Annotated in this window: 18 protein-coding genes; 9 read left to right on the top strand and 9 right to left on the bottom strand. The window is 32.9% G+C overall.

All coding sequences use genetic code 11. From position 1 onward, the window contains the following. Window positions 1-39: 39 nt before the first annotated feature. The 7 genes from P5P89_RS14250 to P5P89_RS14220 form a co-directional block, all read right to left on the bottom strand. Window positions 40-2,415 (bottom strand): TonB-dependent receptor, encoded by a 2,376-nt coding sequence (locus tag P5P89_RS14250; RefSeq protein ID WP_278008927.1) that lies wholly within the window; start codon window positions 2,413-2,415, stop codon window positions 40-42. Window positions 2,416-2,483: 68 nt separating this feature from the next. Beyond that, entirely contained in the window at window positions 2,484-3,065 is a 582-nt protein-coding gene (locus P5P89_RS14245) for a Crp/Fnr family transcriptional regulator (RefSeq protein WP_278008926.1), read from the bottom strand. Window positions 3,066-3,574: 509 nt separating this feature from the next. Continuing rightward, window positions 3,575-4,426 (bottom strand): nuclear transport factor 2 family protein, encoded by an 852-nt coding sequence (locus P5P89_RS14240; RefSeq protein ID WP_278008925.1) that lies wholly within the window; start codon window positions 4,424-4,426, stop codon window positions 3,575-3,577. A 121-nt stretch (window positions 4,427-4,547) separates the two neighbouring features. After that, complete coding sequence (locus tag P5P89_RS14235; RefSeq protein ID WP_278008924.1) at window positions 4,548-5,288, bottom strand: SDR family oxidoreductase; 741 nt, start codon at window positions 5,286-5,288, stop codon at window positions 4,548-4,550. 159 nt (window positions 5,289-5,447) lie between these two features. Then, entirely contained in the window at window positions 5,448-5,927 is a 480-nt protein-coding gene (locus P5P89_RS14230; protein WP_278008923.1) for a Crp/Fnr family transcriptional regulator, read from the bottom strand. Window positions 5,928-5,948: 21 nt separating this feature from the next. Then, entirely contained in the window at window positions 5,949-6,647 is a 699-nt protein-coding gene (gene lipB, locus P5P89_RS14225) for a lipoyl(octanoyl) transferase LipB (RefSeq protein WP_278008922.1), read from the bottom strand. A gap of 162 nt (window positions 6,648-6,809) precedes the next feature. Next, on the bottom strand, window positions 6,810-7,565 hold the full coding sequence (locus tag P5P89_RS14220) for a hypothetical protein (RefSeq protein ID WP_278008921.1): 756 nt from the start codon (window positions 7,563-7,565) through the stop codon (window positions 6,810-6,812). 324 nt (window positions 7,566-7,889) lie between these two features. Between P5P89_RS14220 and lysS the strand changes: the two genes are divergently transcribed. From lysS to P5P89_RS14205, 3 genes are all read left to right on the top strand, one after another. Further along, window positions 7,890-9,590, top strand: coding sequence for a lysine--tRNA ligase (lysS, locus tag P5P89_RS14215; protein WP_278008920.1), 1,701 nt, complete (start codon window positions 7,890-7,892; stop codon window positions 9,588-9,590). A gap of 87 nt (window positions 9,591-9,677) precedes the next feature. Continuing rightward, on the top strand, window positions 9,678-10,934 hold the full coding sequence (locus tag P5P89_RS14210) for an AAA family ATPase (protein ID WP_278008919.1): 1,257 nt from the start codon (window positions 9,678-9,680) through the stop codon (window positions 10,932-10,934). Then, window positions 10,931-11,434: a hypothetical protein gene (locus P5P89_RS14205; protein WP_278008918.1), complete on the top strand. Its 504-nt coding sequence runs from the start codon at window positions 10,931-10,933 to the stop codon at window positions 11,432-11,434. The genes P5P89_RS14210 and P5P89_RS14205 overlap by 4 nt, the downstream gene beginning before the upstream one ends. A 50-nt stretch (window positions 11,435-11,484) precedes the next feature. Here the strand turns inward: P5P89_RS14205 and P5P89_RS14200 are convergent, their stop codons facing one another. Both P5P89_RS14200 and P5P89_RS14195 read right to left on the bottom strand, forming a co-directional pair. Continuing rightward, complete coding sequence (locus tag P5P89_RS14200) at window positions 11,485-12,084, bottom strand: hypothetical protein (RefSeq protein ID WP_278008917.1); 600 nt, start codon at window positions 12,082-12,084, stop codon at window positions 11,485-11,487. A gap of 94 nt (window positions 12,085-12,178) precedes the next feature. Next, on the bottom strand, window positions 12,179-13,204 hold the full coding sequence (locus P5P89_RS14195) for a 2-hydroxyacid dehydrogenase (protein ID WP_278008916.1): 1,026 nt from the start codon (window positions 13,202-13,204) through the stop codon (window positions 12,179-12,181). Window positions 13,205-13,462: 258 nt separating this feature from the next. Between P5P89_RS14195 and P5P89_RS14190 the strand changes: the two genes are divergently transcribed. The 6 genes from P5P89_RS14190 (at window position 13,463) to P5P89_RS14165 (ending at window position 19,206) form a co-directional block, all read left to right on the top strand. Next, entirely contained in the window at window positions 13,463-13,912 is a 450-nt protein-coding gene (locus P5P89_RS14190; RefSeq protein WP_278008915.1) for a CopD family protein, read from the top strand. Window positions 13,913-13,939: 27 nt separating this feature from the next. Continuing rightward, window positions 13,940-14,884, top strand: a complete 945-nt coding sequence (gene nadA / locus P5P89_RS14185) for a quinolinate synthase NadA (protein ID WP_278008914.1) — start codon at window positions 13,940-13,942, stop codon at window positions 14,882-14,884. Next, window positions 14,881-16,419: an L-aspartate oxidase gene (gene nadB, locus P5P89_RS14180; RefSeq protein WP_340696481.1), complete on the top strand. Its 1,539-nt coding sequence runs from the start codon at window positions 14,881-14,883 to the stop codon at window positions 16,417-16,419. The genes nadA and nadB overlap by 4 nt, the downstream gene beginning before the upstream one ends. Before the next feature lie 171 nt (window positions 16,420-16,590). Continuing rightward, a complete protein-coding gene (locus tag P5P89_RS14175; RefSeq protein WP_278008913.1) occupies window positions 16,591-17,046 on the top strand; it encodes a hypothetical protein in 456 nt (151 codons plus the stop codon). 482 nt (window positions 17,047-17,528) lie between these two features. Next, entirely contained in the window at window positions 17,529-18,074 is a 546-nt protein-coding gene (locus P5P89_RS14170; RefSeq protein ID WP_278008912.1) for an RNA polymerase sigma factor, read from the top strand. A 73-nt stretch (window positions 18,075-18,147) separates the two neighbouring features. After that, a complete protein-coding gene (locus P5P89_RS14165) occupies window positions 18,148-19,206 on the top strand; it encodes a FecR family protein (protein ID WP_278008911.1) in 1,059 nt (352 codons plus the stop codon). Window positions 19,207-19,277 lie beyond the last annotated feature (71 nt).

Here is a 19,277-nt window from a genome sequence, read left to right as displayed (position 1 = left end):
TTATCACAATTGACAAGCCCATTACAAAAAAATTATCGGTTAAAACTGAAATTTATATCCAAAATCCGGTGAAAAACCAATTTGATCTTTTTGATTCACAGTATTTGTAAGCCGATTGTATTGTTTGGTAAAAACGTTAGTATTATTAGTAACATTTTGAAAATCAATATAAAATTGATGAAACCTTTTTTTATTTTTACTATTTAACTTAATTCCAAACTTCACATCCCATCTCAGGTAAGGATCATATTGTCGGCTAAATGCATTTGCATCATCCCTGATTTCGTATCCAACCGCATTTGAAGCTGCCAAATCAACCGGTGTATAATAACGACCTCCCGCTGTTGTAAACTTAGTATCAATCGAAAATACATTATTCTGATCTTTTCCTATTTTAAATTCTTTTCCTCCCAAAAGATTAATGACATAACCATTATTAAAAGGTGAGTTTCGTTCTATCCCATCACTTCCTTTATATTTACTCTCAAAAACTGAAGTGGTGAACAAACCATAAAATCCCTGACTGAAAAATTTCTCTAAAGTGAATTCAACACCCTGATTATGACCTTTCCCGTTACTTATCAAAGAGGTCTTATCAATTGAATAGCCAAAATCTGCACCTTCTGTTAATGACGAATAACTACTCGGAGAAGATTCAACCGCTGCTTTATCAATTTGCTGATAGTACAACTCAACTTTCCCTCTCCATTTATTGGCCAATTTAACATCATAGCCCAAAACATAATGCTCGCTCTTAACTAAATCTAATTTTTTGTTGGTTTGGACTCTGTCTCCATTTATATTTTCACTTAAAAATAAAATTGAAACAGGGACACTTTGATGATGTAATCCGTAACCAAAACTTATTGTATTTTTAGGATTTACAGCATATAATAAGGCATTTCTTGTTTCAAAAACAAATTGCTCATTAATTGAAAAATATTGGGCATGAATACCTCCGTTAAAAGTTAATTTTTCCATTAATCGAAATTGCCCCTGTGCAAATGGCTGTACGATATTAAAATTCCCATCATTACAAATCAACTGAACCAAATCAGGATAACCATCACCATCATTGTCCTGTTGTCTGTCCCTGGTTGCCAAATCTGCATTAAGCGTATAATTTTCAAATAATAAACCCGCCCGGATTGTTATCTTTTTATTCAGTTTTGAATTGAAAAGAGTAGAAAAAGTGATTCTGCTTTCAGAATTGTCTATGTCCGAAAATCTTAATTTATTTTCTGATTGTGTATCGTAATTATAATAGCGGTCATTTTTATAAGTATTCCCGGAATTTGCAAATCCAATAATTGTTTTTAACGATGAATTGCTTCCAATATCTAAATTATGTTTCAATCCTATTGATCCAAATGAAGAAGTTACGAAACCATCTTCGTCCTGAGCTGCAAAAGGATCTTCTTTATTAATATTTTCTCCAAAAAAATCAATTTTTGAAGTCCCATATATGCCAAAAAGAGAAAAATTTCCTAATTTACTTTTTCCAAAAGCCACATTAAAACTAATATCGCTGTAATTAGGCTGAGCAGTGGTTTCGGCCAATCCCAGAATCCCAACAAAACCATATCTTGCAGCTGCCACGAACGAGCCCCCTTTTTTACCCAGCGGCCCTTCAGCCATAAATTCTAATCCGGGATATGCGCCTGCACTTATCATGTATTCATATTCATCAGGATTTCCTTTTCTGAAACCTAAATCAAAAACTCCGGCAATTGCATTACCGTATTCAGCCGGAAAGGCAGAAGTCATAAAATCAGAATTCGCCAGAAGGTTCGGATTTAAAGCAGAAACAGGTCCACCTGTAGTTCCTAAAGTTGCGAAGTGATTTGGATTTGGAACCGGCATTCCTTCAATACGCCATAACATTCCGGAAGGAGAGTTTCCACGAACAACGATATCATTTCGGCTATCATCACCTGTTGAAACTCCTGCGAAATTTGAAACCAGACGCGCAACGTCACTTCTCCCACCTGAAAACCTTGTAACTTCTTCGGGACTAAACTGTTTTGTAGAAACTATAGCCATTTTATTTATAGCTTTAGCTTTATTGGATCCGGAAGTAACTACAATTTCATCTAATGTATTGAATTGTTCTATCATTGAAATAGTCAGCAGATTCTCTTTTCCTGTAGTAATATCAAGATCAAAAACTGATGTACTTTCATATCCTGTTAAACTTATCGAAATGCTTTGCCTTCCCAGCGGAATTCCGAATAACTTAAAATTTCCTTCTTCATCAGATGTGGTTTGATTTTCATCATTTCCGATGAGCGTAATAACCGCCCCAGAAATTGGTTTTTCAGATTGTTTATCAATTATTTTCCCTTTGACAACTCCTGTCTGGGCAAAAGAAGTTAAACCAAGAAGGCTTAAAATAATCAAAAATATTTTTTTCATTTTTTACTTTGCTTTATAGTTATTAAAGCAAATGTAAAAAGAGGGTTTTTCTTAAAAATTGACTCAGGTTAAGATTTATTATTTAAGGTTAGACGCGTTCTTATTCTGCTTAAACTCTCCGGTTTTACCCCTAAATAACTTGCAATATATTTGAGAGAAACTCTTTCGACAACCTTTGGGTAGTTTTTTATAAATCTAAGATATCTGTCTTCATGAGATAATAATGACATGAACTTATTTCTTCCTGTTAAACCCTGAATGGTTCGCTGCATCATAATCCTTAAAAAATTATTAAAAACCGGATACTCAGAAACTAATTTATCAAAATCATTTTTATAAGCTAAATAAAAGCGGCAATCTTCCAAAGCTTCAATATTCATCATGGAAGGTTTTTCATATAAGAAACTTTCAAAATCAGAATACCATTCGTTTTCAAAGAAAAAATTTACTGTTGATTCTGTTCCATCAACCGAATAATAACAACGAATACATCCCTCTTCTACAAAAAAACCAAAATTGCAAAAATCTCCCTCAACCAAAAGATGCTCATTTTTTTTGATTGTTTTCGGTTTTAGTATATTTTTAAAAGCCAGGCTCTCTTTTTCATTAAATTCCATGAATCCGGATAAATCGGTAATTACGCTTTGCATAAATTTGTGGTTTAGAAAATTTAGTTTTAGCTCCTAAAAAAGATTGCGTTAAAACACTATTAAAGAGAATTTATCAAAATAATTATATCGAAAATTTAGCATCTGCATACTTTAATTTACGAATTCCTTTATTATTTAATTAGCTTACTGTCTCGATGTGGTTTTATGAACTAACCGTTATTGTTTTTTTAAGCTTACGCTTTTTCTTACAGATTGTTCTTTTATTTTATGGATTAGCTATTATTACAAAAATATACTTACTGAAAATATTAGAAATCACTATAAATAATGATTTAATTGAGTTTTAAAAAAAGAGCCCTGAAAATTCATGATTGTCTTTATTTCTAAATGATAAAAAGAGGATTTATTACAAAAGAGATTCAATTTATAATTACCCAACTTTTATTAAAAAAGTTACTTAATCTTACTTTTACATTCCTAAGTACTTTAAATCTGAAACAATACCTGCCTCATCAAAAAAATTCTAATTCACTGGTAAAACTATATTGTTACTTTCTGCTTTTCAAAAATTCTGCAAATTGTTTCGTATCAAAATAAAATAGCCTAATGGCAGTAATTTTTCCCTTTTTTAAATCAAAGTGTTCGGAGATTGGCATTGAGAGTGTCTTGCCAGATTTCTTTGCCTTGCAGTTTATGACAAAATAAATAATGACTTCCTCTTTGGAAGGATCACTAAAATAAACAGGTTCTCTTTCTATCTGCAAATCAAACAATTCAGCTGATTTAGCAAACATTTTGGTCCATTCATCAAAACCTTTATAAGTACCTCCGTAAGGAAGTCCTGTTGCCTGATTGTAAACTGCTTCATCATCGATTAAAGGTGCTATGGCATTCACATCTTTTGTCTTAAAAAGACTTTCAAAATATTTCTCAACTATTTTCAGATTATCAGCTTCCAGATTCTTTAAAACCTCAGCCTCTGATAAAGTTGCATCTTTGTTCCAAAAACTAATTATTTTACTGATTTGGCCTTTACCGTTTAATCGGGCAAACTCTCGGCCTCCCATTATCAGCTTATTTTTAGAATCCTGGATTTTCCAGTCCCAGCTCACATAATTGTCTTTTACAATTTTTGGCCCTGATGTTAATGCAGCATCGGGAATTTTTTTATAAAATTCATTAATCACATTATTAAATGCAGTAATACCTTTTATTGAAGCTGAAGGATCTTCAAAAGTGCTGTCTTCGAGCCAGATTGTTTTTATCATTTTTAATCTTGCATCGCTGTTACGCTCCTGCCATATCTTTTCATATATCGTAACCGGATATAATTTATCCTTTTTTTGAGCCAAAATCCCATTACAAATAAAAAGCAAACAGATAAAGTAAATTTTTCTCATAAGTCATACAAGTTTGATTGATAGAAGATTGTAAGCATGTATAATCTCAAATTTACCACAAATACCAGGAAGAATTGCAACAAATCAGTAAATTAACTTTTAAATCCTGTATCCATAAAAATTAGCTAACACTATTTATTTTTTTGAAAGCAAATTTGGGTGCTAATCTGTAAATAAAATAGAGCAGCTTCACTTTCGAAACCCTGATTTCAGTTTTATTACTGCTGATTCCTTTTAGCATTTCAGAGACGGCTTTTTCAGGCGTTATGGCTATTTTAGGAGGATTTCCATTATGCCATGGCGTATCAACTACCGGAAATAGTACTTCTATGACCTGAATATTTTCGCCTTTAAGCTGATATCTCAAAACCTGTGTAAAAGAATGCAGTCCCGCTTTTGCAGCATTGTAAAAACTATAAACTGCTCTGGGTACATACACTAATCCTGTTGTAATATTTATGATTTTAGAATGAGGGTTTTTAATTAATGTGGGGTATAATAATTTTATCAGGCGAACCGGGGCAATAAAATTTGCAGCAATCTCTTTATTCAGATTTTCTAAAGCAAAGGCATCTTCGACAAAATTGTTTTTAGTTACAATTGCAGCATTATTAATTAAAACATTTGTTTCAGGATAATTTTCTATAATCCAGTCTGCAAAAGATTTACATTCTGTTTCTTCAGCTATATCACACTGATAAATAATTAAATCAGGCAATTGTTTTTGTGCAGCAGCAAGTTTCTCCAATGAGCGACCACAAGCAATTACTTTATTACCCTTTTTGATAAGCTGTGTGCACATTTCGAATCCAATACCAGAACTTCCACCGGTAATGATAACAGTACTATTTAAGATTTCCATAATTCATTTTTAATAATTATGAATCAAAAATAGTTTACTGCGTGAAGGTTTGCATTGACCTGTGTTAAGTCCTGATTTTTCTTTTGAGCCTGCTGAAGGATTCGGGCTGAATGCCTAAATAAGAAGCGATGATTTGTTGTGAGACACGATTTTCAATATTCAGAAATTCCGCAGTAAAAATCTCGTATCTTTTTTCTGCATCCAAAAGCAGTAATTCTCTTTCTCTTTTTTCTTTAATGTAAAAGCTTTTTCAAGAATTTGGACTAAAAATGCGTTCCAAAACGGATTCTTTTCTTTTATATCTAACCAATCTGCATAGTCGATTTCAAGAATTTCGGAATTTTCCATTGCCTCAACAGCAAAATAAGAAGGTGTATTACAAATCATAGCCGAATACGAACTAACAAAATTATTTTCGGCTATAATGTTTTTGGTGAATTCGTTTCCGTTTTCGTGGGTGTAAACATATCGAAACAACCCTTTAATTACAAAAGCCATTTTACGTGGAATCTGACCTTCACTTATAAAATAATTTCCTTTCTGAATTATTTTATGTTGTGAGATATTTGCCAACTCCTGTAATTCTTTTTCAGAAAGCCCTAAAGAACCTAAAAATGACTTTTTATTTTCATTTTCCATAAACTGAGCTACTTTTGAATCTTAAATAAATTCAGCTTCGAATAAATCTTTAAAATGTTTCAGGATTTTAGCTTTCACTTCTTGTTCATCGACTTTTTCAACACCAAGTTCTACGTTTAAAGAAGTTACCCCTTTTCCGCGAATACCGCACGGAATAATATTATCAAAATACCCTAAATCAACGTTAACGTTTAAGGCAAATCCGTGCATGGTTACCCAGCGGGATGCACGAACGCCCATTGCGCAGATTTTGCGGACAAACGGAGTTCCAACACCTAGCCATACACCTGTTTCTCCTTCGCTCCTACCCGATTCTAATCCGTATTCTGCCAGCGTTAAAATAATTGATTCTTCAAGTAAACGCAGGTATTTATGAATATCAGTAAAGAAGTTTTCCAGATCCAGAATAGGATAACCAACAATTTGCCCGGGACCGTGATAAGTAATATCGCCACCCCGGTTGATTTTATAAAAAGTCGCTCCTTTGGCTTCGAGCTGTTTATCGTTTAACAGCAAATTTTCAAGATCGCCGCTTTTTCCTAAAGTATAAACATGCGGATGCTCTACAAATAATAAGTAATTTGGAGTAGGAATTTCGGTTTCTTCCCTTCTGTTCTGGATTTTCAAATCGACAATTCCTTTGAATAATTCTTCCTGGTATTCCCAGGTCGTTTTGTAATCTTTAGCTCCGAGGTCTTTTAGCTGGATGATTTTGTTCATTGCATTATTTTGAATTGCAAAAATACAATTAAATATTGTGATTCAATATGTAAGGTCTTCAAGGCACAACTTACATAAATTTTACCGCAAATTCGCAAATTCTATTTATTTTAAAGCCAGAAACAAAATTTGCGAATTTGCGGTTTTAAAAAAATTCTCATATTATTTTTCAAACTCAACATCAAAGTTAAGTTTGTCCGGATTATCCATATAATCCGTAAAAGGATATTGAATTGTAATTGTTTTTCTGTCTTCACTAAACAAAGCATTCGGATTCGAAACTTTCTTTATTTTTTTAGGAAAATGATATTTTAAAATATAATTAGACGATGCAAAGATCATTTTTGACATATCAGGAGCAGAATCTTTTGCTTTTTCAGCCAGTTTTTTAGTATCAATAACTGCTTTTCTGCTAAACTTCTTTCCGTCATAAGTATAACTTAATTTACTGTTGTTATTGCCAAAATTACTCCCAAAAGGCGATGATGCATTTCCGCCTTTTTCTAATTGTTGTAAAACACTTAAAGTCTGCAGAATATCCTGCATTTCGTTAACATTTTTAAAATCACTTGAAAGTGTCATTAAAAACTCTTTCTTTTCAGAACTCATTTTAGTATTCACCACAAAATTTTCTAATTTTTTCAGCTCTTTCTGAACTTCTGGCGAAAGTTTTGCTATACTGTCTTTTTTCGCTTCGAATAATTGTTTGAAGGTAAAAGAAGAGTCAATTTCTTTTTTTGCTTCGGCCCCCATTTGCTGGGTCATCTGGTCTCCTGCCATAGCCATTAATGAGGAACCGTCCATATCTACAGAGAATTTTCCGGTTCCGTTATCGTTGATTGTAATGTTTTCAGTAAAAGTACAGCTTGTAAGTGTTGACAGTAAAAAAGAAAAACTAAGTAGTTTGTATAATTTCATCGCTATGTAATTTTTATCAAAGATACGAACTTTTTTAAGCTACTAAGGTTCTGATATTTTAAGTTGTTAAGTTTTACAGCCATTTCAATACTTTTATTGGTAACACCTCCAACTAAAACGTCTTTTGAAAATAAAAATCTCTAATCTAGCCCCGATAGAAATGGAAATCCTTTTATGCCGGGGTTCGGCATGAAAGATTATAATGGATAGCGGGACAAAAGTTCATGAAAAAACCTCAAATTTCTGCTGCAAAAAACCTTAATACTTTGAGTTGAAACTTGAAACAAAAATTTTATCTTTGCAGACTTAAAAAAAGAGCACAAAATGGCATTATCAGAACAAGAAATCATCAGAAGAGAAAAACTTCAAAACTTACGCAACTTAGGAATCAATCCTTATCCGGCAAATCTTTTTCCTGTAAATCATACATCTAAGCAGATAAAGGAAACTTTTGAAGAAGGTAAGAAGGTAATTGTTGCAGGACGTTTGATGAGTGTTCGTGATCAGGGTAAAGCTTGTTTTGCTGAGTTACAGGATAGCGAAGGACGTATTCAATTGTACGTAAATCGTGATGTTTTGTGTGAAGGTGACGATAAAACTTTGTACAATCAGGTTTTCAAAAAATTAACCGATTTAGGGGATTTTATTGGTATCGAAGGTGAATTGTTTACGACTCAGGTTGGTGCAAAATGTATTCGAGTAAGCGGCTTTACTTTTTTGAGTAAAACATTACGCCCGTTACCTTTACCAAAAGTGGACGAAGACGGAAAAGTATTCGATGCTTTTAACGATGCTGAATTGCGTTACAGAATGCGTTATGTAGATTTAACGGTAAATCCGCAGGTTAAAGAAACGTTTATTAAACGTACAAAACTATTTACTGCAATGCGTGGTTATTTTAACGACGCTGGATACCTTGAGGTTGACACTCCGGTTTTGCAATCTATTCCTGGTGGAGCTTCAGCAAGACCATTTATTACGCACCACAACTCGCTTGATATTCCGCTTTACATGCGTATTGCGAATGAGTTATACTTAAAAAGATTAATTGTTGGTGGATTTGAAGGTGTTTATGAGTTTTCCAGAAATTTCCGTAACGAAGGAATGGACAGAACGCATAATCCTGAGTTTACTGCAATGGAAATATATGTAGCTTACAAAGACTACAACTGGATGATGGAATTTGCTGAAGGTTTGCTAGAACATTGCGCAATTGCTGTTAACGGAACTAGTGAAGTTACTTTTGGTGAGCACACCATCAATTTTAAAGCGCCTTATGCCCGTGTGACGATGACAGATTCTATCAAACATTTTACTGGTTTTGATATTTCTGGTAAAACAGAACAGGAATTGTTTGAAGCAGCGCGCGGCATGGGTATCGAGGTTGACAATACAATGGGTAAAGGGAAATTGATTGATGAGATTTTTGGAGCTAAATGTGAAGGAAATTATATTCAGCCAACTTTTATTACGGATTATCCAAAAGAAATGTCGCCGCTTTGTAAAGAGCACCGCGATAATCCAGACTTGACAGAGCGTTTTGAATTAATGGTTTGCGGAAAAGAAATCGCAAATGCGTATTCTGAACTGAATGACCCAATTGATCAAAGAGAGCGTTTTGAAGATCAAATGCGTCTGGCTGCAAAAGGTGATGATGAAGCTAACGGAATTATTGATGAAGATTTCTTAAGAGCTCTTGAATACGGAATGCCTCCAACATCCGGAATGGGAATTGGAATGGATCGTTTGATTATGTATTTAACAAATAATGCTTCTATTCAGGAAGTTTTATTGTTCCCACAAATGCGTCCGGAGAAAAAGCAAACAATTGAACTTTCTGATGAAGAGAAATTCATCGTTGATTTATTGAAAGGAAATGACAATAAAATGGATCTTCAGCAACTAAAAATTACTGCAAATTTAAGCGGTAAAAAATGGGATGCTTCGATGAAAAATTTATCTAAACACGGTTTAACGAAAGTGGCTGTTGAGGGTGAGTTTAAGTTTGTCGAGTTGGTGGGGTAAATTCCTCCAAAATTATATAAAATTTAAAAAGGAGCTTTTATTGAAGCTCCTTTTTCATATATAAATATTTTCCTTAATTTTGAAAACATGGAAAGAGCAAAACTTATTGTTAAAAATTTCGGACCTCTAAAAGATATTGATATCGAAGTTAGAGAAATGGTTACTTTTATTGGGGCGCAGGCTTCTGGGAAGAGTACTTTGGCTAAATTAATTTCGATATTAGAAGATGAAAATTTTAGACGAGATAGTAAAATTCCATTTGAGCAGGAATTAAATAAATATAATATGAAATCATTTACCAATGATAAGACTTTTATTAGTTACTCAAAAGGAGACTATAGTTTTACATTGAACAATAATGAATATTCAAAAACAAATCCAAGAGAGTTAATTAAAGAACAATTTGTAATTTTCTTAAAAAATAGCAAATCAAATAAGGAAAGTCAAAATGAAAAATTCAAAAACCTTCTAAAACATGATTTGATATCTAATTGGAAAAATCAATTTACTCCACAAATAGTTAACGATATTTTTAAAAAACTAAATGATTATTTCAATGACGGAACCAAATCGTATGAAATTCCAATTGTAGATTTTTTTCTGTATTATGAAAATATACTAATAGAATATGGTATTAATATTAAATTTGACTCATTATACATTCCTTCTGAAAGAAATTTTTTACACCTAATTATTGAACATACTTTAGGTTTAATTAATAACAATATTCAAATCCCAAAACATCTTTTAGAAATTGGTCAAGAATACGAAAAAGCAATTCATACTATTAAAGAATTGCCTTTAACTATTATCAATAAAAATTTCAAATATAAAAGAGAGGGAAAAACATCCTACATATATCATAATGAAAATGAAAAAGTTGACTTATTAGAATCTGCTTCTGGATTACAATCCATAATTCCAATTTTACTATTAGTTGAATATTCAAAATCATTAAAAGAAGAATACAATTTTAATTTTGTAGTTGAAGAACCTGAATTGAATTTATATCCAAAAGCACAACATTTATTAATTCAATATTTAATCAAAAACTGTTTGTTTGACAGAAAAAATTTAATTCTTACCACTCATAGCCCTTTTGTTTTAGCATCTATAAACAATTTATTATTAGCTTATGACAAAGGACAAAAAAATCCAAAAGAAGTAAATAAAATTATAAAAAAAGAATCCTGGCTAAATCCTAAAAACTTTATTGCTTACGAATTGAAAAATGGTAAAGCAAAAAAAATAGTGAATGATAAATTAGGTCAGATTTCTGAAAATATGATTGATGGTGTTTCTGATACTTTTGCTGATGAATTTGATAAATTATTAGATTTATGAATTTTGAAGAATTATTAGCCAATTTTCCTGATTTAGAAAAAGATGTCTGCTATAAAATATTAGCAAATCCAATTTACTTTCTAGAAGAAATAAAAGATTCCATAGTTGAGTTCAGATCTGAAGAAGAATATTGGAATCTGTGTTTGGAAAATGAAAATTTGAAAGAAATTTTGTTCCTAGAAAATGAGTATTCTATCATGAAGAATGAAAATTCAAAAAAATGTGATTGGGTAATATATGAAAACAAAAACATTTATTTCATTGAATCAAAAGATGTTAAACCCAGAAATAGAAACAAAGAAAGGAAAGATGCAGTTAAACAATTAATTTCAACTATTGATTTTTATAATTCTAAGATTGATTTAAATTCATTCTCCATTTTTTCTCAAATCTGTTTTCAATCAAAATCACGAGTAATAAAAGCTGGGGATCAAGCACGAAAAGTTTTATTCAAACAATATAACTCGGAATTTTCAGAAGGTAATTTTATAAAATTCTAAAGTTTTCAACCCCGACAAGTTTAAAAAGCCCGTCGGGGTTTTGTTTTTATCTAAAACGAATACCTCTCCAATTTCTTCCCCTGAATATCTAAAACCTTTGAACTTCCTTTCGGGAAATCTCCTTTATGTTCGGGCTGGACAGATGGATTTGAAGGATATTTTCCGTTTTTGAATTTTATATAATGAAACTTTCCGCTGCTTTCCATAATCAAATCATAAAACTTTTCAGTTGGCGTTGTTGTGACATAAATTGGGAAATCAGTTACGGTAAAAGAATTGATCAGGCTTCCGTCATGATTTAAAATATAACCTGAGCAGCCTCCGCTTCCGCAGAAATAGGAGTTTGAGAAACCAACCAAATATTCATTTTTCTGATCGTTATTCAAATCGAAAGCTTCGTAGTAAAAATAGCGGTCTTCCTTCGTCATTACAGGAAGATCTTTCTTTAAAAAAACCTGCAATTGTTTACGAATCAATTCAACTGCATCATCTTCATTTCTTGTATCATCACTTACGTCTGCTGTACCGCCGAGTGTTTTAGACAAAGTATCCTGAACAATTGCTTTGATTATATTTTTGGATTCCGCTTCTTTATTTCGGCAGGAATATAATATTGAAATCCCGGTTAAAATTAGAATTATACGCTTCATAATTTGTATTTTAAGTAATCAAGATACAAAAAATATCCGAAACACTAAACCTAACAGGTTTTGAAAACCTGTTAGGTTTCTACCACAAATTATTTTAAACTAATAACGCAGCTTTATTTTCAATATCATTCTGCGCCAAAAGAGATTTTATATTATTAAAAGTGACCAATGCAATCTGAGTCAAAGCTTCATTGGTAAAAAACGCCTGATGCGCTGTCACCAAAACATTCGGAAAACTCATTAATCGCTGAATTGCGTCGTCCTGAATAATATCTGCAGATAAATCCCTGAAAAACAGTTTTTCTTCCTGTTCATAAACATCGATTCCGAGATAGCCTATTTTACCTTGTTTTAAACCTTCAATAACACAGGCTGTATCAATTAATCCGCCACGACTGGTGTTGATAATCATGACATTTTCTTTCATTAGGGCAATAGAATCTTTATTGATGACATGCCTGGTCTGATCATTCAGCGGACAATGCATCGAAATAATATCACTTGATTTGAATACCTCATTTAAACCTACAAAAGAAACGCCATCTTTGATCATTTCATCATTTTCGACAATATCATACGCCAATACTTTACAGCCAAAACCTAAAGCAATTTTAGCGAAAGCTTTCCCTATATTCCCTGTTCCGATGATTCCAATTGTTTTTCCGAATAAATCAAAACCAAGTAAACCGTTTAAGGCGAAATTTTGTTCTCGGACTCTGTTGTAGGCTTTATGTGTTTTTCGATTTAAAGTTAAAATCATGGCCATGGCATGTTCTGCAACTGCCTGAGGCGAATAAGCTGGAACACGACAGACTTTTATATTATATTTTTTGGCAGCTTCCAAATCGACGTTGTTGAAACCTGCACAGCGCAGAGCAATAATTTTTACATTTTTTTCCGCCAATTGCCTGATGACTTCTTCATTGACAATGTCATTTACAAAAACACAAACAATCGCTGCGTTTTCGATCAGGAGTACTGTTTGCGGATTCAGCTGTGTTTCAAAATAATCAAGCTCATAACTAAATTCGTCATTATACTTATTGAAGAACGTTTTATCATACGGCTGAGTCGAGAAAAAAGCAATCTTTTTTTTATTATAAATAGAATTTACGCTCATAACTACTGTTTTAAAATTTTATTAACCATGGCCCACCTTATCATTAAGCCGCAATTTCCTCTTTTCGGGTACTACCAAAAGTTACCAATTTACAATATTACAAATCAAAAACAATGAAATCACTGCTGTTTCTACTTAAGTGATTACAACAAAATAATACCATTTTTAAAAGGAAAAACATGATAAAAATCATTTCTGATTCCTTTTTAATATTATAAAATTACATTCCTGAAAAAATTATAATTCAACATAAAAATCATGAATCACCATCTTCTCTTAATCATTCATCTTTTGAGCGCTGCCATTTGGGTCGGTGGACATATTCTGCTTTGTGTGGCCTATCTGCCTAAGTCATTGAAAGAAAAAGATCCTGAGATTATTTTGTATTACGAAAAGAAATACGAACCTGTAGGCATGACTTCCTTGTTTTTACTAATTGTAACAGGCATTTTGATGGCTTATAAATATGGCGTAACCCTGGATTACTGGTTTCAGTTCGCGACTCCAATCGAGAGCGTCGTTTCATCAAAATTAATTTTATTGTTCACAACCACAGCTTTTGCCTTAAGCGCCCAATTTCGGGTTTTGCCTAAACTGAAAACCAATCCGGGTAAATTACCCGAAATGACTTTTCATATCCTATCGGTTACGACAATCGGTATTGTAATGTTGATTTTTGGATCTTTCATTCGGTTTGGAGGCTTCTAATCATTAGATAAATAATTCTTAAAAAAAATGGATAAAATCGAAATACAAAATTTAAAAAAGCAGATTATAAAACTCAAAAAAGCAAAAAACGCTGTCCTTTTAGCACATTATTACCAGCAGACAGATATTCAGGAAATCGCTGATTATGTTGGCGACAGTCTGGGATTATCTCAGGAAGCAGCAAAAGCAGATGCTGATATTATCCTTTTTGCCGGAGTTCATTTTATGGCCGAAACAGCCAAAATTTTAAATCCTTCCAAAAAAGTGATTCTTCCGGATGTAAATGCCGGATGTTCATTGGCTGAATCGTGTCCTCCTGATTTATTCAAAAAATTTACGGATCAGCATCCTGACCATCTTGTGATTACGTATGTGAATTGCTCTGCAGAAGTAAAAGCCCTGACAGATATTGTGGTCACTTCTGCCAATGCCGTAAAAATAGTAGAATCGATTCCGAAAGACAAACCGATTATTTTTGCCCCCGATAAAAACCTGGGAAAATATGTGATGAGCAAAACAGGAAGGGATATGGTATTGTGGAATGGTTCCTGTGTCGTTCATGAAGCTTTTTCATTAGATAAATTACTGGAATTGTATAAAGAACATCCGGATGCAAAAATCATTGCCCATCCCGAATCTCAAACACATATTTTGGCTACTGCGAGTTATATTGGCTCCACTTCCGGAATGATTGATTATGTCAAAAGGGACTCGGGAAATAAATTTATTGTCGCTACCGAATTTGGTATTTTACATAAAATGCAGGAGCAAGTTCCTGAAAAAATATTGATTCCCGCTCCTGCGAAAGAAGACAATACCTGTGCCTGCAGCGAATGCGGTTACATGAAAATGAATACACTTCAAAAAGTATACGACTGTTTAGTAAATGAAAGTCCTGAAATTACTGTACCCGAAGCTATTATTCAAAAAGCATTAATTCCGATCGAAAGAATGATTGAATTATCCAAATGATGATACATACAAATTACTTAATTATTGGCTCCGGTGTTGCGGGACTGACACTTGCCCTTCGCCTGGCAGAAAAATTTCCGAAAAAAAATATCACTATTATTACTAAATCAAACACTGACGAATCAAATACAAAATATGCTCAGGGCGGCATTGCCATTGTGATTGACAAAAACAAAGATTCGTATCAGAAGCACATCAGTGATACAATTATTTGCGGAGACGGATTATGTGATGAAGCCATTGTAAAAATGGTTATTACCGAAGGCCCAAAACGATTGAAAGAACTGATAGAATGGGGTGCCAAATTTGACAAGAATCCGGACGGCAATCTTAATTTAGGTAAAGAAGGTGGTCATTCTGAAAATCGTGTTGTGCATCATAAAGACCAGACGGGTTATGAAATTGAACGCGCTATTTTAATGCAGGTTTGTCAAAAAAATAATATTACTGTGCTCGATCATCATTTTGCAGTCGATTTAATTACTGAAGAAAACTACTGTCTGGGAATTACTGTTTTAGATGAAAAAACGAAACAGCTTCAAACTTACAAATCAGACTTTACGATATTGGCTACCGGCGGAATCGGACATCTTTACGGACATACAACTAACCCTGTAATCGCAACGGGGGACGGAATTGCAATGGCTTATCGTGCCGGAGCAACTATTAAAGAAATGGAGTTTATACAATTTCATCCTACTGCTTTTTATGAAGCCTCCACAGGTTCTAAGTTTTTGATTTCTGAAGCTGTTCGTGGTTTCGGTGCTTATCTGCGTACCAGGCAAGGACATCGTTTTATGATGGACTACGATTCACGACAAGAATTAGCTTCCAGGGATATTGTATCGCAAAGTATTGACCTGGAACTAAAAAAATCCGGTGATGATTGTGTTTATTTAGATTGTACACATCTTAATCCTGAATCTTTTAAAAAGCATTTCCCAATGATTTATGAGCACTGTTTAACATCAGGAATTGACATCGGCAAAGACTGGATTCCGGTAGTGCCTGCACAGCATTATGTCTGCGGTGGAATTGTGGTTGATACTAATGGAAAAACATCTGTTTCCAATTTATTTGCGTGTGGCGAATGTTCTCAGACTGGTCTTCATGGCGCAAATCGATTAGCATCCAATTCATTACTGGAAGCTTTAGTTTATTCCGGCAGAATTTATGAATACTTAGCCACTCCTGCTTTAGAAATAAAAACAACTGATTATAAAATTTCAGAGAAAGGAAAAACAGCTAAGCCTGAAATTGATCCTGAATATCTGGCCGAATTAAAACCCAGACTTCAGCACTTGATGCGGCAAAACGCAGGAATCGTAAGATCTGATAATGATTTACAAAATGCGAAAGATCAGCTTTTAAAATGGAAAAATGAAATGGAGCAGATGGAAAAAACGTACCAGATTAGTGTGCCTTTTTACGAATTATTAAATATGATTACTACTGGAAGTTTAATTGTTTCACAATCTTTAAAACGACAGGAAAACAGAGGTGGCTTTGTTAAACTTAAGAAGCTTTCCGTTTAAAAATCCTAAAAAGAAGTATTTATTGGATCACTTACAAACAGAAGATATTCTAATCAAAAAACCAATTTAAACACCCTTCAGCTAAATAAAAAAATAAAATTATGTTAAATAATTAAACCTTTTGTTTTATTTATTGTCTTACATCAGTAAACCATTAAAAAAAAACAAATTATGAAAAAATTATTTATTGCGACTTTACTATTCGTTGGAATAGCAAGTTTCGCACAAGATGGAGATGGCGGTGATATGGATCAAAGACCAATGCGTGAACAAAGAGAGCGAATGACACCGGAACAACGCAATGAAAGACAACTGAAAAAATTAACCTCTGACTTAGACTTAGACGCAAAACAGCAGGAACAGGTAAAACAGCTGATCGCTGAAAGAAGTATTAAATCTGAAAAACTGAGAGAAGCCAGAAAAGAACAAAGGGAAAAAGGCACAAAATTAACTGCTGAGCAAAGAGAAACTCTCAGAAAAGAAATGACAGCTGAAGCAGATGCAAATGATGCTAAAATGAAAGAGATTCTAACTGCCGATCAATATACCAAATGGAAAAAAAATCAGGAAGAAAATAAAGATAAGGCAAGAGATAGAATGAGAGAATACAGAAAAGACAACCAATAATTTATTTAATACCTTCCCGGTTAACTGAACTGGTTTCTGCAGATAAGCACTTCGCATGTCAGGTTTAAAATAACAGTTAAAATCATATATTAAATTTCCCATATATTTCGTTTCAAACAGGACGATTTATGTGGGTTTTTAGTTTCAAATGTTTCAACTATATAATTTTGTAACTTGTAATTTTTCCACCTTTCTTCTAAAAAAAAGCTTAGACAAATTAAAGCTTTAGATTATTCTGGCAATAAAAATCTTGTAATAATCGCTTGTTTAAAATTTAAAGTTTACTTCAAAAACGTATTTATCGTAAGTATAGGGTCAGGATAGAATGATTTTAATCAAAAAAAACAATTGATTTTAACAAAATAATCTTTATTATTTTAATCAAAATAAACAAAATCATGCGAAATATTTGAAACATCCCCCGTTTAACTGATAAAAGTTAGTAGATTTGCCAGTAAATACCAAAAACAATTCATCCATAAATGGAGAATACCACTACAGATATATATTTATGGCAGCAGATTAAAAAAGGCGATATTCCCGCTTTTGAAACGCTATATGATATCTATGCTGATGTTTTGTTAACCTTTGCTTTACAGTATACTAAAGATACTACAATTGCAAAAGATGCTATTCATGATGTTTTTCTGGATATTTACAAATACAGAAGCGGTTTGTCTGAAAGTGTAAATGTAAAGTCTTATCTTTTTAAAATTACCCAGCGAAATATTCTAAAAAAAAATCAGGCCTCTCAGAAAATATTCCACTTAAATACTGAATACGATTATATTACGCCCAAAGAAGCATCATTTGAAGATGCTTTAATAGATCAGGAAAACACTCTTGAACTAAATTCAAAACTGGCTTTTGCCATGCAGGAACTTACCGAAAAACAGCGTAAAGCATTATTCTACAGATTTAATGAAGACAAACCTTATGAAGAAATTGCTTCTATTTTAGAAATCTCAATAGAGTCCTGTAGAACACTGATATACAGATGTTTAAAAGAACTTCGAAAAAAACTTTAAAAAAAGGTTATTTTTTTGTCTATGTTTTTAAAGAATCATTCTCTTTAAAGATATACACCCAAAAATAATCGTTTTGCAAATTAATTTTAACAATATACCGAATGATGAAAAGGAATCCTTAAAGGAACAGATTCGTCATCGATTAGTTCAGCTTGAAAAGAAAGAATCCGGAAGGAAAAAAAGAAAAAAACTGCTGGCTTATTTTGCTGCAGCAAGCATTATTCTATTAGCTGGACTATATATAAACCGTTCAACTGACGAAAAACCTTTAACTGATTTAGAACGTTTTGCAGCAAGTGCGGAAAAAACGGAGATAAATTTTGATTCAGAAAACATTTCACTTGTTTTACAGGATAAGCAAGCTATTGCTGTAAATGAGCGTTCCGTAATAAGCTATGGCAAGAATGGCGAACAGGTTCTTATTGGAAAAAAAGCCATAAATACCAATACAAGCAATACAGCTTCTTTTAATACTGTTAATGTTCCTTACGGAAAAAGAACTCAGATTGTATTGGCTGACGGTACAACAGTATGGTTAAATTCTGGTTCTTCGTTAATATATCCAACTCAATTTGTTGGCTCAATTCGTGAGGTTTATTTAACCGGAGAAGCCGCATTTGATGTTTCACATGACAAAACAAAACCATTTTTTGTAAAAACAAAAGACTGTAATGTGAGAGTTCTCGGAACGGTTTTTAATGTGAGCTCTTATCCTGAAGACGAGACTATTCAAACTGCATTATTGAAAGGGAAAGTAAGAATTACTTACACCAAAAAAGGAATTTTAAAAAACCAGGAACTTCAGGAGGATCTAACTCCGGGAATGATTGGTAAAATCAATAAAGACAAGAAAAACCTGAAAGTAGAAAGTGGAAGAGATGTTTCGTCGGTATTATCCTGGCGTGAGGGTTACTTCAGCTTTAAAAGTGAGTCTTTAGGAACCATTTTAAACAAACTTTCAAAATATTATAAAATTGAATTCATAAAAGGAGCCAATTTAAACTTAAACACCAGTTACTCAGGATCATTTGCTTTAAATGAAAACCTTAATTCACTGGCTGATGCGTTGTCAAGTATTACAAACAATACTTGTCAGGTAAATGTTAATCAAAGAACTATTACAATTAAATAATAAAAAAATCAACCAAAACCACTAAAGCCTATGAAATAAGACCATTAAAATCATATTAGCCTCTTATTTGT

The sequence above is a fragment of the Flavobacterium gyeonganense genome (assembly GCF_029625295.1).
Lineage (GTDB): Bacteria > Bacteroidota > Bacteroidia > Flavobacteriales > Flavobacteriaceae > Flavobacterium > Flavobacterium gyeonganense.
The sequence above is the reverse complement of the archived record's forward strand: the minus strand, read 5'-3'. Positions and strand labels throughout refer to the sequence as shown.

Bases quoted from the DNA above. Each gene is read 5' to 3' on its own strand.
- P5P89_RS14250 (WP_278008927.1), bottom strand. From the start codon at position 2,415: ATGAAAAAAATATTTTTGATTATTTTAAGCCTTCTTGGTTTAACTTCT.
- P5P89_RS14245 (WP_278008926.1), bottom strand. From the start codon at position 3,065: ATGCAAAGCGTAATTACCGATTTATCCGGATTCATGGAATTTAATGAA.
- P5P89_RS14240 (WP_278008925.1), bottom strand. From the start codon at position 4,426: ATGAGAAAAATTTACTTTATCTGTTTGCTTTTTATTTGTAATGGGATT.
- P5P89_RS14235 (WP_278008924.1), bottom strand. From the start codon at position 5,288: ATGGAAATCTTAAATAGTACTGTTATCATTACCGGTGGAAGTTCTGGT.
- P5P89_RS14230 (WP_278008923.1), bottom strand. From the start codon at position 5,927: ATGGAAAATGAAAATAAAAAGTCATTTTTAGGTTCTTTAGGGCTTTCT.
- lipB (WP_278008922.1), bottom strand. From the start codon at position 6,647: ATGAACAAAATCATCCAGCTAAAAGACCTCGGAGCTAAAGATTACAAA.
- P5P89_RS14220 (WP_278008921.1), bottom strand. From the start codon at position 7,565: ATGAAATTATACAAACTACTTAGTTTTTCTTTTTTACTGTCAACACTT.
- lysS (WP_278008920.1), top strand. From the start codon at position 7,890: ATGGCATTATCAGAACAAGAAATCATCAGAAGAGAAAAACTTCAAAAC.
- P5P89_RS14210 (WP_278008919.1), top strand. From the start codon at position 9,678: ATGGAAAGAGCAAAACTTATTGTTAAAAATTTCGGACCTCTAAAAGAT.
- P5P89_RS14205 (WP_278008918.1), top strand. From the start codon at position 10,931: ATGAATTTTGAAGAATTATTAGCCAATTTTCCTGATTTAGAAAAAGAT.
- P5P89_RS14200 (WP_278008917.1), bottom strand. From the start codon at position 12,084: ATGAAGCGTATAATTCTAATTTTAACCGGGATTTCAATATTATATTCC.
- P5P89_RS14195 (WP_278008916.1), bottom strand. From the start codon at position 13,204: ATGAGCGTAAATTCTATTTATAATAAAAAAAAGATTGCTTTTTTCTCG.
- P5P89_RS14190 (WP_278008915.1), top strand. From the start codon at position 13,463: ATGAATCACCATCTTCTCTTAATCATTCATCTTTTGAGCGCTGCCATT.
- nadA (WP_278008914.1), top strand. From the start codon at position 13,940: ATGGATAAAATCGAAATACAAAATTTAAAAAAGCAGATTATAAAACTC.
- nadB (WP_340696481.1), top strand. From the start codon at position 14,881: ATGATGATACATACAAATTACTTAATTATTGGCTCCGGTGTTGCGGGA.
- P5P89_RS14175 (WP_278008913.1), top strand. From the start codon at position 16,591: ATGAAAAAATTATTTATTGCGACTTTACTATTCGTTGGAATAGCAAGT.
- P5P89_RS14170 (WP_278008912.1), top strand. From the start codon at position 17,529: ATGGAGAATACCACTACAGATATATATTTATGGCAGCAGATTAAAAAA.